Origin of the sequence: Chryseobacterium paludis (assembly GCF_025403485.1) — a bacterium.
In the GTDB taxonomy this organism is placed as follows: domain Bacteria; phylum Bacteroidota; class Bacteroidia; order Flavobacteriales; family Weeksellaceae; genus Chryseobacterium; species Chryseobacterium paludis.
Map to the genome: position 1 here is coordinate 1,526,024 of NZ_CP099966.1, position 13,899 is coordinate 1,539,922.

14 protein-coding genes are annotated in these 13,899 nt (G+C 33.6%); 8 read left to right on the top strand and 6 right to left on the bottom strand.

What is annotated here, in order from left to right:
- Window positions 1–10 precede the first annotated feature (10 nt).
- The 4 genes from NG806_RS06675 to NG806_RS06690 all read left to right on the top strand — a co-directional run bounded on the left by NG806_RS06675 (window position 11) and on the right by NG806_RS06690 (window position 3,733).
- Complete coding sequence (locus tag NG806_RS06675; protein WP_214824227.1) at window positions 11–1,129, top strand: carboxylate-amine ligase; 1,119 nt, start codon at window positions 11–13, stop codon at window positions 1,127–1,129.
- A 31-nt stretch (window positions 1,130–1,160) separates the two neighbouring features.
- Window positions 1,161–1,994 (top strand): type 1 glutamine amidotransferase, encoded by an 834-nt coding sequence (locus NG806_RS06680; RefSeq protein WP_261512437.1) that lies wholly within the window; start codon window positions 1,161–1,163, stop codon window positions 1,992–1,994.
- Window positions 1,995–2,067: 73 nt separating this feature from the next.
- Window positions 2,068–3,252 carry a hypothetical protein gene (locus tag NG806_RS06685; RefSeq protein ID WP_261512438.1) on the top strand — a complete coding sequence of 395 codons (1,185 nt, stop codon included), beginning with the start codon at window positions 2,068–2,070 and terminating at the stop codon, window positions 3,250–3,252.
- A gap of 22 nt (window positions 3,253–3,274) precedes the next feature.
- Complete coding sequence (locus tag NG806_RS06690) at window positions 3,275–3,733, top strand: hypothetical protein (RefSeq protein WP_214824219.1); 459 nt, start codon at window positions 3,275–3,277, stop codon at window positions 3,731–3,733.
- A 45-nt stretch (window positions 3,734–3,778) separates the two neighbouring features.
- On the opposite strand, the gene cphA is transcribed toward NG806_RS06690, so the two are convergent.
- Window positions 3,779–6,406, bottom strand: a complete 2,628-nt coding sequence (gene cphA / locus NG806_RS06695) for a cyanophycin synthetase (RefSeq protein WP_214824215.1) — start codon at window positions 6,404–6,406, stop codon at window positions 3,779–3,781.
- A gap of 202 nt (window positions 6,407–6,608) precedes the next feature.
- Here cphA and NG806_RS06700 point away from each other — a divergent pair, with 202 nt between their 5' ends.
- The 3 genes from NG806_RS06700 to NG806_RS06710 all read left to right on the top strand — a co-directional run bounded on the left by NG806_RS06700 (window position 6,609) and on the right by NG806_RS06710 (window position 8,777).
- Window positions 6,609–7,496, top strand: coding sequence for a cyanophycinase (locus NG806_RS06700; RefSeq protein WP_214826164.1), 888 nt, complete (start codon window positions 6,609–6,611; stop codon window positions 7,494–7,496).
- Window positions 7,497–7,601: 105 nt separating this feature from the next.
- A complete protein-coding gene (locus NG806_RS06705; protein ID WP_214824211.1) occupies window positions 7,602–8,444 on the top strand; it encodes an isoaspartyl peptidase/L-asparaginase in 843 nt (280 codons plus the stop codon).
- Window positions 8,445–8,540: 96 nt separating this feature from the next.
- On the top strand, window positions 8,541–8,777 hold the full coding sequence (locus NG806_RS06710; RefSeq protein WP_214824208.1) for a YtxH domain-containing protein: 237 nt from the start codon (window positions 8,541–8,543) through the stop codon (window positions 8,775–8,777).
- A 49-nt stretch (window positions 8,778–8,826) separates the two neighbouring features.
- Here NG806_RS06710 and NG806_RS06715 read toward each other — a convergent pair whose 3' ends face one another.
- Together NG806_RS06715 and NG806_RS06720 are read right to left on the bottom strand one after the other, a co-directional pair.
- The gene (locus tag NG806_RS06715) at window positions 8,827–9,624 is read right to left on the bottom strand and encodes a class I SAM-dependent methyltransferase (RefSeq protein ID WP_261512439.1); all 798 of its coding nucleotides are present in this window, start codon (window positions 9,622–9,624) and stop codon (window positions 8,827–8,829) included.
- Window positions 9,625–9,683: 59 nt separating this feature from the next.
- On the bottom strand, window positions 9,684–10,346 hold the full coding sequence (locus NG806_RS06720; RefSeq protein ID WP_261512441.1) for a GNAT family N-acetyltransferase: 663 nt from the start codon (window positions 10,344–10,346) through the stop codon (window positions 9,684–9,686).
- A gap of 157 nt (window positions 10,347–10,503) precedes the next feature.
- Here NG806_RS06720 and NG806_RS06725 point away from each other — a divergent pair, with 157 nt between their 5' ends.
- A complete protein-coding gene (locus tag NG806_RS06725; RefSeq protein ID WP_261512442.1) occupies window positions 10,504–11,445 on the top strand; it encodes a ketopantoate reductase family protein in 942 nt (313 codons plus the stop codon).
- A 47-nt stretch (window positions 11,446–11,492) separates the two neighbouring features.
- Here NG806_RS06725 and hisS read toward each other — a convergent pair whose 3' ends face one another.
- The 3 genes from hisS to NG806_RS06740 all read right to left on the bottom strand — a co-directional run bounded on the left by hisS (window position 11,493) and on the right by NG806_RS06740 (window position 13,835).
- Window positions 11,493–12,860, bottom strand: coding sequence for a histidine--tRNA ligase (hisS, locus tag NG806_RS06730; protein WP_261512443.1), 1,368 nt, complete (start codon window positions 12,858–12,860; stop codon window positions 11,493–11,495).
- A gap of 164 nt (window positions 12,861–13,024) precedes the next feature.
- Complete coding sequence (locus NG806_RS06735; RefSeq protein WP_261512444.1) at window positions 13,025–13,480, bottom strand: HRDC domain-containing protein; 456 nt, start codon at window positions 13,478–13,480, stop codon at window positions 13,025–13,027.
- A gap of 16 nt (window positions 13,481–13,496) precedes the next feature.
- Window positions 13,497–13,835, bottom strand: a complete 339-nt coding sequence (locus tag NG806_RS06740; RefSeq protein ID WP_214824194.1) for a single-stranded DNA-binding protein — start codon at window positions 13,833–13,835, stop codon at window positions 13,497–13,499.
- Window positions 13,836–13,899 lie beyond the last annotated feature (64 nt).

Genomic DNA, 13,899 nt, shown 5'->3' on the forward strand with positions numbered 1-13,899 from the left:
ACACAAGGAAATGCATCAGTTTACTATAGGAATCGAAGAAGAATATCAAATTATTGATGTTGACAGCAGAGATCTAATTTCTCATGTTTCTAAAATTATTGAAGGTGGAAAAGCTGTTTTAAGTGAGAATTTAAAGCACGAAATGCATGAATCCATGATTGAAATGGAAACAGGCATTTGTCAGAATATTCAGGAAGCAAGAACAGAACTTACTAACTTAAGAAGACACCTTATCAATATAGCCCATGAGCAGGGACTTCGTGTATCAGGAGGAGGAACACATCCTTTTTCTCACTGGTCGGACAATCCCATTACTCAGGGAGAACGTTACGTAAAGATTGTTGATGATATGGGTGATGTAGCACGTGAAAATCTTATTTTTGGGTTGCATGTTCATATTGGAATTCCCAATCGCGAAGAAGGGGTAAGAATTCAAAATGTAATGCGTTATTTTCTTCCTCATGTTTATGCATTGTCCACCAATTCACCTTTTTGGATAGGAAGAAATACAGGCTTTAAGTCCTACAGACAGGAGATTTTTGTAAAATTTCCAAGAACTGGAATTCCTAGCTACTTCAATTCATTGGCTGAATTTGACAGTTATGTAGATCTTTTAGTAAAAACAGGAACTATTGATAATGCAAAAAAGATCTGGTGGGACCTTCGTGTACATCCATTCTATCCTACTATTGAGTTTAGAATATGTGACATGCCATTAAGAATTGACGAGACCGTTTGCTTGGCAGCAATCATGCAAAGTTTAGTAGCAAAGATTTATAAACTTCATCAGCAAAACCTAAGCTTCAGAAGCTATAGAAGATTATTATTAAATGAAAATAAATGGCGGGCTTCCAAAAGTGGAATCGATGCTCATTTGATCGACTTTGGTAAAGAAGAATCTGTACCTTATCCCCATTTATTGAAAGAACTTCTTGAGTTCATTGATGATGTGGTAGATGATCTAGGTTGTCGCCAGGAAGTTGAATACGCCTGGAAAATTTTAGAAAACGGAACCGGAGCAGACCGACAACTTCAAATTTTTAAGGAAACAGGTGACCTTACCAAAGTAGTAGATTATATGATTTCTGAAACCGAATATGGTATTACCCACGGCGAAACCATTTCATGATATTTTTGGTAACTTTGCAAAAATATGATGTATGAAAGATATTAGAATCGCGTTGTTGGACATGAATAACAACCATGTAAATCAAGGGTTTAGAAATATTAAAGAAATCTCAGAAACCTTTAAAAAGAATTCTGAAGAAAATGTAAGCATTCAGGTGTTCAATGTAAGACACGAAGATGAAATTCCAAATATAGAAGATTTTGACATTTTTATTTCTTCAGGGGGGCCAGGAAACCCTCATAGAGAAGGGCTGGAATGGGAAACAAAATATGCGGATTTTTTAGATTCTGTATATGATCATAATAATCATAAGGAAGATAAAAAGTATGTGTTTTTAATCTGTCATTCATTTCAAATAGCAAGTATTCATTGGAATTTAGGAAACATCTGCCCTAGAAAATCCTATTCTTTTGGGGTAATGCCTATTCATAAAACAGAAGATGGTGAAAAGGAATTTTTATTCAAAAATCTTTTAAATCCTTTTTATGGTGTAGATTCAAGAGCTTACCAGTTTATTGAGCCTGATCACGAACGTTTTGAAGAATTAGGAATGAAAATAGTGGCTATTGAGAAATTCCGCCCTCATATTAATTTAGAGAGAGCCATTATGGCTATTCGTTTCTCAGAAGAGATCTTTGGAACACAGTTTCATCCAGAAGCAGATCCTGCAAGCATGATTGAAAATCTAAAAGATGAAAAAAACAAAGAAGCTATGATTGAAAACTTTGGAATGGAAAAGTACCTTGAGACCTTGGACAGGATTGATGATGAAGATAAAATAGTTTTGACAAGAGCACAAATTCTTCCTACATTTTTACAGTTTGCTAAAAAGAATATTTTGAAAGCAGCAGGAGCAGTGGCTTAAAAATAATAAACAATTACAACACTATAAATCGAGCAAAATTGCTCGATTTTTTAAAATCACAAAGAAAAAGAATATGATCCCAAAATACCGAAAACAATTCAATCAGGATTTTTCACTGGAAAAGTATGAACAGCTTAAAAATATCATAGCAGAAAAGAGTGGTGTTCTACCGGGATTTAGAATTTCGGAGAGTCCTTTTTTCCTTACGAAGGAATTTGAAAGTAAGCTTATTGGTGCCAGCGAAAGTATTATAGATCAGATAAAGGCTTTATCTCCTGAAATACTACAAAAGGCTGTTCCTGAAAACTGCAAAGTTCCAAACGATACGGATCATCCTCATTTTTTCACCATTGATTTTGGAGTTTGCAAAAATGAAAATGGCGAAATAGAGCCACAACTGATAGAACTGCAGGCATTTCCATCTCTTTATGCTTTTCAAAAAACTTTTGAAAATACATTTTGTGAAGTATATCCTTTTCTTTCTGAAATTAAAAACCCAATGTCTCCTGGTCAGTTCGCAGATTATTTAAGAGAATTAATTGTTGGTGATGAAAATCCTGAAAATGTAATTCTTCTTGAAATTTTTCCTGAGAAGCAAAAAACAGCGATTGATTTTGCTTTAACAGAGAAACTATTGGGAATAAAAACAGTTTGTCTTACCAAAATAAAAAAGGACGGTAAAAAGTTGTATTATGAAGATAATGAAAAGTTAGTTCAAATAAAAAGAATTTACAATCGTGTTATTTTCGATGAATTAGACCATATTCCTAACCTTAAAACCGAATTCGATTTCCGTGAAGAAGTAGATGTAAAATGGATCACCCATCCAAATTGGTTCTTTAAAATCTCCAAATATCTTTTACCTTTATTAAAACATCAATTCGTACCCAAAAGCTATTTCCTATATGAATTCCCTGAAAATGAAAATCTTGAAAATTATGTTTTAAAACCCCTATTTTCATTTGCAGGAAGTGGAGTGAATTTGAATCCTACAATAGAAATTATAAATGCTATTGAAGATAAGGAAAATTATATTTTACAAAGGAAAGTTCAGTACGAACCAATCTTTGAAGATATCAACGGAGAATTTTCGAAAGCTGAAATACGTTTATTGTATATTTGGCGGGAAAATGATGAACGCCCTATCCTCTTAGAAAATCTTGGAAGGATGACAAAAGCTGCTATGGTGAATGTTGACTTTAATAAAAAGGATGCCATATGGATTGGAAGTTCTAATGTTTTCTTTGGAGAAGAATAAAATTTATTAAAACTAATATATTATGGAGCAAGAATCAGCTTTTGAAGAGTTTGATGTAAACAGTAATTTCGTACGGAGAAGAGATCTGTTACCGGTCTGGATTAAGATTTTCATCTGGTTATTTTTAATTGGTGGATCAGTTGCTTCTTTAATATTAATTTCCGGTTTTTTTCTAACTAATGTTTCATTGTCTATTTATGGAATAGACTCCACCCATCCTTATACCATTGCAGGGTTTATTGTTTGTATTCTTTTAATTTTTAAAGGAATTGTGGCTTTTGGACTTTGGTTTGAGCTGGAATGGGCTCCAAAAGCTGCTGTCATTGATGCTATAACAGGTATTGCTGTTTGTATCATTATGATGGTTATTATCCCTTTTGTAAATCCAAACATAAGTTTTACACTTAGATTAGAATTAATTCCTTTATATTTTTATCTCATAAAAATGCAGAAAATTGGAAAGCCCTGGCTTAATGCATAAAAAAAACCTCCGAAATTTCGGAGGTTTTTTTATTATTAGATTAGATTAAATTTTATCATCTTCCAAAAATTCCTTGGCTTGATATTCCTGAACCAATTCTATGGCATTTGAAATTACATCGCTTAAAGCGGTAATAAACGTCCCTTCTTCAGCCATTCCCATAGCATGTTTTAATGCTTCAATTTCCTTGGGAATGATCTCATAGCTTACATCTCTGCCTGCTTCATGAATTCCATCTATAATTAATCCGTTAATTTCTTCTTCTTTCCTTCCGCGAAGATGTTTTTCATTTCTTATAATAATATAGTCAAACATCCTTCCGGCAATCTTTCCACATAGTTTGATATCTTCATCTCTCCTATCTCCAACTCCCGAAATAATTCCGATCTTCTTTGTAGATTCAACATTTTTAAGATAATCCTCTATTGCTTCATATCCATCAGGGTTATGTGCAAAGTCGATCAACACCTTAAAGTTTTTAAACTTAAAAATATTTAATCTTCCTGGTGTAAGCTGTGCACTCGGAATAAAAGTTCTTAGAGAATTTGAAATATCCTCTATTCCAAAACCATATAGATAACATGCTAAACTCGCTGCTAAAACATTAGCGATCATAAATTTAGCTTTCCCTTCCATAGTAATTGGAAAGTCTTTTGCTCTTCCAATTCTTATCTTCCAGTCACCCTTTTTTATAGTTACAAACCCTTCCTCATAGACACAGGTAATTTTGCCTTCTTTAGCGAATTTTTTAATGTATGGATTATTTTCATCCAGACTGAAAATTGCAATATTACTGTCTAAGTCATTAACGATTCGCATGGAATATTCATCATCAGCATTCATGACACTCCAACCATTTTTCTTTACGCTATCAAGAACTACTCTCTTTACTTTAGTAAGATCTTTTAAGTTATGAATGTCATTCATTCCCAGGTGATCTTCCTTAATATTTGTCAGTACTCCAATATCACATTGGGAAAATCCTAGGCCAGAACGCAGAATACCACCTCTGGCAGTTTCTAACACTGCAAACTCTACAGTTGGATCTTTTAAAACAAATTCAGCTGAAAGTGGACCTGTTGTATCTCCTTTCGTAAGCATTGTGTTCTGAATATAAATACCATCAGATGTAGTAAAGCCTACTCTATAACCATTATTCTTAACAATATGGGAGATCAATCTTGTTGTTGTTGTTTTACCATTGGTTCCAGTTACTGCAATAATAGGAATGGTAAATGGTTTCCCTTGAGGATAAAGCATATCTACAACCGGAGCTGCAACATTTCTTGGAAGACCCTCACTTGGTGCCAGGTGCATTCTGAATCCAGGAGCAGCATTGACCTCAATAATCGCTCCACCACTTTCTTTAAGAGGCTGCGTTAAATTTTCGGCCATTATATCAATACCACAAACATCTAAACCAATGATTTTAGAGATTCTTTCGGCCATTGTAATGTTTTCGGGATGTACCATATCCGTTACATCAATCGAAGTTCCCCCTGTTGAAAGGTTCGCTGTAGATTTTAGAAATACAATTTCTCCTTTTTGAGGAACAGTCTCCAATGTATAATGGAGTTTTTCCAAAAGCTCTAAAGTATCTTTATCAATTTGTATTTCCGTTAATACATTTTCATGTCCATATCCTCTTCTAGGATCTTTATTTTCTTTTTCAATAAGCTTTTCAATATTCAATTCTCCGTCACCAACAACATGGGCTGGAACCCTTCTTGCTGCAGCAACCATTTTATTATCTATAACAAGAACCCTGAAATCATATCCGGTGATATATTTTTCTACAATCGTCTTCTTAGAATATTTTTGAGCATGTTCTAAACCGACTTTGGCACTCTCCCAATCATTAACATTAATGGAAGATCCCTTTCCATGGTTTCCATCTAAAGGCTTAAGAACAACGGGATACCCTATCTTTTTAATGACCCTGTCTAAACCCTCTTCATCAATCACCAAATCTCCAATCGGAACCGGGATAGCTGCATCATGGAGCATTTTCTTTGTCAGTTCCTTATTACATGCAATATCTACCGCAATTGAGCTCGTCTTTCCAGTAATCGTTGCCTGAAATCTTTGCTGATTAACACCATATCCCAGTTGAACTAAAGAATTAGTTCCTAATCTAATCCAAGGGATCTTTCTTGAAACGGCTTCCTCTACAATACTTCCTGTAGATGGACCTAAACGAACACGTTCCCTGATTTCTTTTAGTGTATGAATACATTCGTTGATATCATATTCTTTGCCTTCAATTAAAGCTTCGGCAATTTTCACGGCTTCTTCGGCAGCATAAATCCCGGCATTCTCTTCAATATAATCAAAAACAACATTGTAAATTCCCGGAGATTTAGTTTCCCGGGTTCTTCCGAAACCTGTATCCATACCTGCTAAGGTTTGGATTTCCAGAGCAATATGCTCTATTACATGTCCCATCCAGGTTCCTGTTTCTACTCTATGAAAAAAACCACCATGTACTCCTTCCGAACATCGATGGGTAATTAAGGACGGCATCATTTTTTCTATCCGCTCCCTGAATCCATCTATTTTATTGGTAGGAAAATTCTCCATCTCTTCAAGATCCAACCTCATCTGTATCAGCTTCTTTCTTCTGATACTCCAAATATTTGGACCACGTAAGGCCTGTATCTTCTCAATTTTCATAGTCAATTTGCATTTTTCTTGATTAATAATAACATCTTCTAAAATCAAAGATAATGTAAAAGCATAAACAAAACCATAGGCCATTTAAAGATTTCTTAAAAAAAAATTAGTTATCATTAACAATCTTAAAAACCTAAAAATCAATTTATATGTATTTGATATTTCGTCAAATATTAATAATTTTTTAAATTTGCATACTATGATGAAACCCGTTGGAAAATTAATTGTTATCGGAGGCGCTGTAAATAAAGGAAGTTTTGCAGAAACCGATTATGATCAGAATATAGAAAAGAACCTTAATTTTTTTGAAAGAGGTATTTTAAGAAAGATCATTAATGAATCTAAGCTAAAAGAAAACTCTATTATAGAAGTAGTGACTACTGCTTCACAAATCCCACAAATTGTAGGAACCGAATATAAGAAGGCTTTTGAGTTTTTAGGTGCAAAAAATGTTAACATTCTTGATATCCACAACCGTGAAGAAGCCAATTCTGATGCTATGGTAGCGAGAGCTAATGCAGCTGATGTTGTTATGTTTACGGGTGGAGACCAGCTTAGGCTTACCTCTATTCTTGGTGGAACAAGATTCCACGATACTATTTTATTAAAATATCAGGAACAGGATTTCATTTATTCCGGAACTTCTGCGGGAGCTGCTGCAGCTTCTGAAAACATGATTTACCAAGGAAGTAGTTCTGAAGCTTTATTAAAAGGAGAAATAAAAACGACACAAGGTTTAGGACTTATTGATAATGTAATTATTGATACCCACTTTGTACAAAGAGGAAGAATCGGAAGACTTTTTCAGGCTGTTGTCAATAATCCAAGAACATTGGGAATTGGTTTGGGAGAAGATACAGGCCTTTTCATACATAATGATGTAATGACGGCGGTAGGTTCTGGGCTTGTTATTATCGTAGATGGTAGATTTATCAAAGACACCAACCTTACCAATATCAATTTGGGAGAACCGATCTCTATCGATAACTTAACAGTACATGTAATGTCGATGAATGATCATTATGATCTTACTACAAAGACCCTGACTATAGAGAATTCACAGTTTAATCCAATTCCACAAGACAAATAATTAGTAAAAAGTAGAAAACAGAGATTTTACAAGTTTAATTAAATTTGTAAGCATCATTGTTGTTGACTTAATCCAGTATAAATATTCCTTATCAACAAAATATATATGAAAATAATTATCCATGGTGGATTTTTCTCTGAAAGCGATCAAAGCCATGAAGTAAAAGTTGCCAAACAAAATTCATTAAAAAATATAGCCCAAAAGGCTTTTGAGTTTTTACAGACTCATTCTGCCTTTGATACTGTGGCTTATGCCGTTTCTCTTTTAGAAGACGATGAACTTTTTAATGCCGGAATAGGCTCTCAGATTCAAAGTGATGGGATAATCCGTATGAGCGCTGCTATCATGGATGGTGAAACTCAGAAATTAAGTGGTGTCATCAATATTCAGGATGTAAAGAATCCTATTTTTGTGGCTAAAGATTTAATGAAAGAAGATGATCGTGTATTAGGAGGAAGAGGTGCTAAAAAATATGCTTCAGAGCACGGTTTTGAAAATTTTTCAACAGAAATTCCCCAAAGGAGAAAAGAATACGAAGCTAAACTTAATAATGGAGGAAAAGGAACTGTTGGCTGTGTTGCGATCGATCAGAATGGTAAACTGGCTGTTGCCACCTCAACAGGAGGAAAGGGTTTTGAAATTCCAGGAAGAATTTCCGATTCAGCAACTGTTGCCGGCAATTATGCCAATTCAGTATGCGCTGTAAGTTGTACAGGTGTTGGAGAAGATATCGTAAGCAATGCTACGGCAACAAAAATTGTAACAAGGGTTACAGATGGAATGACTTTAGAAAATGCCTTTCAGAAAACTTTTGAAGAATTAAAAACGATTGACGGATTTGCAGGTGCGATTGCTATTGATAAAAATGGAAATATCTATCACCAAGATTCTTATCCTACCATGGTCTTCGCAAGTTATGATGGTCAAAATTTTGAAATCTTCAATTAATTTAACATTATTTTATCATTACTTTCAGTTTTTTGGCACGCAATTTACATGATACTAAGCAACAAATTTTAATATTAATTAAAAAAAATAGAAATCATGGGAAATAAGACAAACGGATTATTAGCTTTATTAGGTTTAGGTGCTTTAGCTTACTGGAAATATAAAAAATCAACTCCAGAAGAACAACAAGCTGTAAAAGATAAAATCAACACTGCTAAGGACAACCTTAACAAGTGGGGAAATGATATTAAAACTAAAGCAAGTGATGTAGCTTCTCAAGTTCAGAATAAAGTGGACGAAGCGAAAACAAAAGCTGAGGATTCTTTAAGTTAAGACAAGTTTTTTTAACATTCATATATAGAAAAGTCATCGTAGTAGTATATTACGATGACTTTTTTTGTGCCATTAAAGCAAATACGATTGGAATTTTATTTCCAAACTTTGATATCCGCCACTTTCCTTTTTCAAATTCTTCAACATGTTTAAAACACGGATAAGGTGACCAATCAAATTCTCTGAAATCGTTTATCTCCAATTTATTTTTAATTAAATTCTGCATAACTTCAGCCAATGAATGATTCCACATTACATACTCCTGAACGATAGATGCTGAAGGATCAGCATAAGTCCCTTCATAAGTTTCAATAATGGGTTTTTCATTAAAGTAATTATAGGTTACTTCTTTGAAATCATCATCAAACATCCAGACTACAGGATGAAATTCTACCATTACAAATTTCCCATTCGGCTTCAAAAAGTGACTGACTACGTGAGCCCACTTATCTAAATCTGGAAGCCACCCTATCGTTCCATAGCTGGTAAATACAATATCAAATTTTTCATCTAAAACATTAGGAAGATCATAAACATCTGAGCATATAAATTCGGTATCTGTTCCAGATTGCTTAGCCAGATCTTTGGCTGTATTAATAGCCTTATCAGATAGATCTATTCCAATAACCTTTGCGCCTAATCTGGAAAGAGATATGGAATCCTGGCCAAAATGACACTGCAGATGTAGAATACTTTTTCCTTTAACATCTCTTAAAAGATCTAATTCGATAGAATTAAGAGAACTTCTTCCTTTTAAAAATTCGTCAACAAAATAAAAATCTGATTTCAGATGAGGTTCTACTTTAGCATTCCATGAGTTTTTGTTTATTTCTAAGTAATTTTCCATGATTAATTAGTGAGTGGTATTAATTTTTGCTTAATACAATATTACTCATAATTCAGTAATTATTCATCCTGATACTCTTGGGAAGGAATAACAATTGAAGTATATAGGCTATATAGTTCCCAGCCTAAAGATTCGTACAAAGATTTACCTTCCACTGTTGCCACCAAAAAGTTATTATATGCTCCTTTTGATAGTGCAATTTTCTCTAATTCTTTCATTAAAAAAGAAGCAAGACCCTTTCTTCTATGGTTTTGATCAGTAATGATCTGATCATAAACAGCCAAATCATCAACAATAGCTACCCTGCCTATTGCTGCTTGTTCTCCCCCATCTTTAGTAATAATCTTAATCACGTAGGTGGAATTATACTGATCATATTCAAGTCGATAGTCTGCGGGAAGATCATAATGTAAAACAGTCATTGGATGAAAACATGACATCATATATTGATCGCCCTGCATTTGCCATTTGGAAGGTATTTTATCTTTAAATGTTTCGAAAGCTGAAGATACTTTCAGGAAAACCCAAGGCTCATCAACTAATTCTGCCAATTGGAGAAAGTCATCATTGGGCTCAGAAAATACATATCGCTTTTTCTGCATAGGAGTGTTAACATCTACTGTAAATCCAGATTTGTACTTGACAGGCTGAGGAAGTTGTCTGGATAATGACCACCCTTGCAGCCATTTTTCTATAATGTCAATAGAAGCATTGTTTTTCATAATAAGGTGAATAAAATTCTGATATAAATATTGTTTTGAGTGATCGTTTTTCTCAATAATTATGCTTTAAATACATTTCGAATATAAAAATAAATCACCATCTTTAACATAGTGTAATACTAAAAAAACAAGTTTTAAAATAAATAAAAATAATTTCATGAATAAGAAGCATATCGTAGTAATAGGTCTTGGTGGTGTAGGTGGTTATTTTGGTTTTAAGATCAGTCAAAACAATGAAACTTTTCATCAATATATCATATCATTTATTGCAAGAGGTGAAACCTACCAAAAAGTAAAAGAACAGGGATTAACACTTATTTCTGCTGAACATCGTAACGATAAAACACATCCTAATGCGGTTTATGAAAACATTAGTGATGTAGGTCAGCCTGATCTTGTTTTGATTTGTGTTAAAGAGTATGATCTAGAAAGGGTTTGCACCGAATTAAAAGAAGTCATCAATGAAGACACAATCCTGTTACCTATGATGAATGGTGCAGATATCTATGACAGAATAAGAAAAATCATTCCTGATCATGTTATTTTACCTTCATGTATTTATGTAGCTTCTCATATCAAAGAAAAAGGCGTTGTAGAACATAAAGGAAAAACAGGAAAAATGATCTTCGGCAAAGATCCAGAAAACCCTTCTAAAGATATTAATTGGGTGATCGATGTAATGAAAGAAAGTCGAATTGATTTTGATTTTAAAGACAATCCATTAGTCGATATCTGGACAAAATTTATTTTTATAGCAAGTTTTGGATTGGTGACGGCCAAGCACAATTCATCTATAGGCATGGTTTGCACAGATCCTGTACAAAAAAATGAAGCAACGGAAATAATGAAAGAAATAGAACTAATTGCTCATCAAAAGGGAATTTCTCTCGAAGAAAATATCATTGACAAGACTTTCGAAAAAGCCTCTACATTTCCCCCTGAAACTCCAACTTCTCTACAATTGGATATTAATTCCGGGAAAGAAAATAGTGAGCTGGAATTATTTGCCGGTGCTATTATCAGATATGGAAATGAGTTGGGAATAAAAGTTCCATTTACTCAGAAAATATATGATGAAATAAAAGTGAAAGGAAAATAAAAAAAGAGTCTTCTTATGCTATTAAGAAGACTCTTTTTTCTATGTAATTATCCTAAAAACTCCTCCAGAGAAACTGTTTTCTGTTCTCCAGCTTCAAGGTTTTTAAAGGTTACTGTTCTGTTTTTAATTTCTTCTTCACCTAAAAATATAAGGTTCTTAATGCCTTTCTTTTCTGCATAAGTGAACTGTTTATTTATTTTTGCACTTTCAGGATATAATTCTGCAGAAATACCTTTTTCTCTTAACTGTATAATCAGTTTTAAAGCTTCCAAGGTTTCTTCACCACCAAAATTGGCAAATAAATACTCTACTTTTGATGTAGCTTCTGCAGGGAAAAGACCTAATTCTTCCATGACCAGATAAATTCTATCTAATCCAAAGGAAATACCAATACCCGGAATATTTTTTACTCCAAAAACTGCGGTAAGATTATCATATCTTCCACCACCACCGATAGAACCCATCTGTGCTTCATCAGCCTTAACTTCAAAAATAGCACCTGTATAATAATCCAGTCCTCTTGCTAAGGTAATATCAAAAACAAGATTCTGAATATCTACTCCAAGGCTTATAGACTGCGTAAGAACAAACTCTAATTCTTCTACTCCTTTTAATCCTATTTCATTTCCAACGAATTTTTCTTTAAGCTGAAGCAGATTCTCCAAAGCATCGTCAGATTGAGAAAATAAGAAATCTAATTTATCAATAGAGTCCTGGGAAATTTCTCTTTCTAATAACTCTTTTACAACGCCTTCTTTTCCTATTTTATCTAATTTATCAAGAGCTACTGTAAAATCAATTAATTTATCCGTAATTCCTGCGTATTCAGCTAATCCAGAAAGGATTTTTCTATTGTTAACGTGAATGGTAACAGAAACTTTTAGGTCTGCAAATGATTTTAAGTATAACTGAATTAAATCTACTTCCTGTAAAAGGCTTTCACTTCCTACTACATCAGCATCACACTGATAAAATTCTCTGAATCTTCCTTTCTGCGGACGGTCTGCTCTCCAAACCGGTTGAATCTGATAACGTTTGTAAGGGAAAGTTAACTGTCCATGGTTCATTGCTACAAATCTTGCGAAAGGCACTGTAAGGTCATAACGAAGCGCTTTATCAGTAAGACTATCTGAACTGAATGGTTTATCTAATGCTCTTTGAAAATCATTGAGCATTTGGGCCTTCTTCTCCTCTTTAGCTTCATTGATGCTGGAATTTAAGATTTTAAAGATCAAACGGTCTCCTTCTTCTCCATATTTTCCCGTCAATGTCGAAAGATTTTCAAAACTTGGTGTTTCCAATGGTTGGAATCCAAATAATTCAAAATTATTCTGTAAAATATTGATAATATATTTTCTTCTTGAAACTTCCTGTGCGGTAAAATCTCTCGTTCCTTTTGCTAAGCTTGGCTTCATTTTATAATTGATAAATGATGTGTAATAATTGATAAGTCATGCAAAAATAAGAAAATGAAAAGACTTTTACTATAAGACAATACATCACAGAAGCTGAAGAAAATAATTTTCTCCAGCTTCTTCCACATTACTTCATCATTTGTGTTCAACAATCAATCGAAAAATCAAATACTTTCCAGGATTTCTAAAATTTCTTCACCATAGTTTTCTATCTTGTGTTTTCCAAAACCCTTAATATCCAATAGCTCAGCTTTTTTGGCAGGTTTATATTTAGCTACTGATACCAACTCCTTATTACTGGCTATAAAATAGATCGGGAGATTTTGTTCTCTGGCTTTCTCAGATCTCCACAGTTTTAATGCATCTAATATCTTTTCTTCATCTGGATTCAACACATCACTTTCGGCTGCATATTTTACAATTTTCGGTTCTTTAACAGCGGATAAAACAACTTTCGATTCTTCAAAATACAAAACAACCGACCAATAATTTTCATCATGTACAAAAGCTGTTTCCGACTTGATAACGTCATGATTTCCAAGAAAATCATCTAATACCTGTTGATCTTTGTACAGATATTCTTCAGGCAATCTTATTTTAAAAACTTTTACCTTCATCATTTGTGTTTTTATTATATTATTTATTACCTCCTCCTAACAAGAGAATTTCATCAATTCTGATCTCTGTAATGTAGCGTTTTACACCATCTTTATCATCATAGGATCTGTATGTCAGTTTTCCTTCGATTGCAATTTCCTTTCCCTTAGGAACATACTTCTGAAGGATTTCAGCCACTTTTCCAAAGGCAATTAAATTATGCCATTGGGTTTCTTCTACCTTCTCCCCTTTTGCATTGGTGTAATGATCAGTCGTTGCTAAAGACACACTTGCCTTTACATTTCCGCTATCGAAGTTTACCATTTCAACTTCTTTTCCTGTGTAACCAATTAATGTTACTTTGTTTCTTAGTGACATAACTATATATTTTAAAGATTAATAATTAGATCCGAGACGTTCACTGCTTTCTCAAATCTCTGTT

Coding starts and splice junctions, on each gene's coding strand:
- NG806_RS06705 (WP_214824211.1), top strand. CDS start 7,602: ATGAAAATAATTATCCATGGTGGATTTTTCTCTGAAAGCGATCAAAGC.
- NG806_RS06715 (WP_261512439.1), bottom strand. CDS start 9,624: ATGGAAAATTACTTAGAAATAAACAAAAACTCATGGAATGCTAAAGTA.
- hisS (WP_261512443.1), bottom strand. CDS start 12,860: ATGAAGCCAAGCTTAGCAAAAGGAACGAGAGATTTTACCGCACAGGAA.
- NG806_RS06680 (WP_261512437.1), top strand. CDS start 1,161: ATGAAAGATATTAGAATCGCGTTGTTGGACATGAATAACAACCATGTA.
- NG806_RS06675 (WP_214824227.1), top strand. CDS start 11: ATGCATCAGTTTACTATAGGAATCGAAGAAGAATATCAAATTATTGAT.
- NG806_RS06690 (WP_214824219.1), top strand. CDS start 3,275: ATGGAGCAAGAATCAGCTTTTGAAGAGTTTGATGTAAACAGTAATTTC.
- cphA (WP_214824215.1), bottom strand. CDS start 6,406: ATGAAAATTGAGAAGATACAGGCCTTACGTGGTCCAAATATTTGGAGT.
- NG806_RS06700 (WP_214826164.1), top strand. CDS start 6,609: ATGAAACCCGTTGGAAAATTAATTGTTATCGGAGGCGCTGTAAATAAA.
- NG806_RS06735 (WP_261512444.1), bottom strand. CDS start 13,480: ATGATGAAGGTAAAAGTTTTTAAAATAAGATTGCCTGAAGAATATCTG.
- NG806_RS06720 (WP_261512441.1), bottom strand. CDS start 10,346: ATGAAAAACAATGCTTCTATTGACATTATAGAAAAATGGCTGCAAGGG.
- NG806_RS06710 (WP_214824208.1), top strand. CDS start 8,541: ATGGGAAATAAGACAAACGGATTATTAGCTTTATTAGGTTTAGGTGCT.
- NG806_RS06685 (WP_261512438.1), top strand. CDS start 2,068: ATGATCCCAAAATACCGAAAACAATTCAATCAGGATTTTTCACTGGAA.
- NG806_RS06725 (WP_261512442.1), top strand. CDS start 10,504: ATGAATAAGAAGCATATCGTAGTAATAGGTCTTGGTGGTGTAGGTGGT.
- NG806_RS06740 (WP_214824194.1), bottom strand. CDS start 13,835: ATGTCACTAAGAAACAAAGTAACATTAATTGGTTACACAGGAAAAGAA.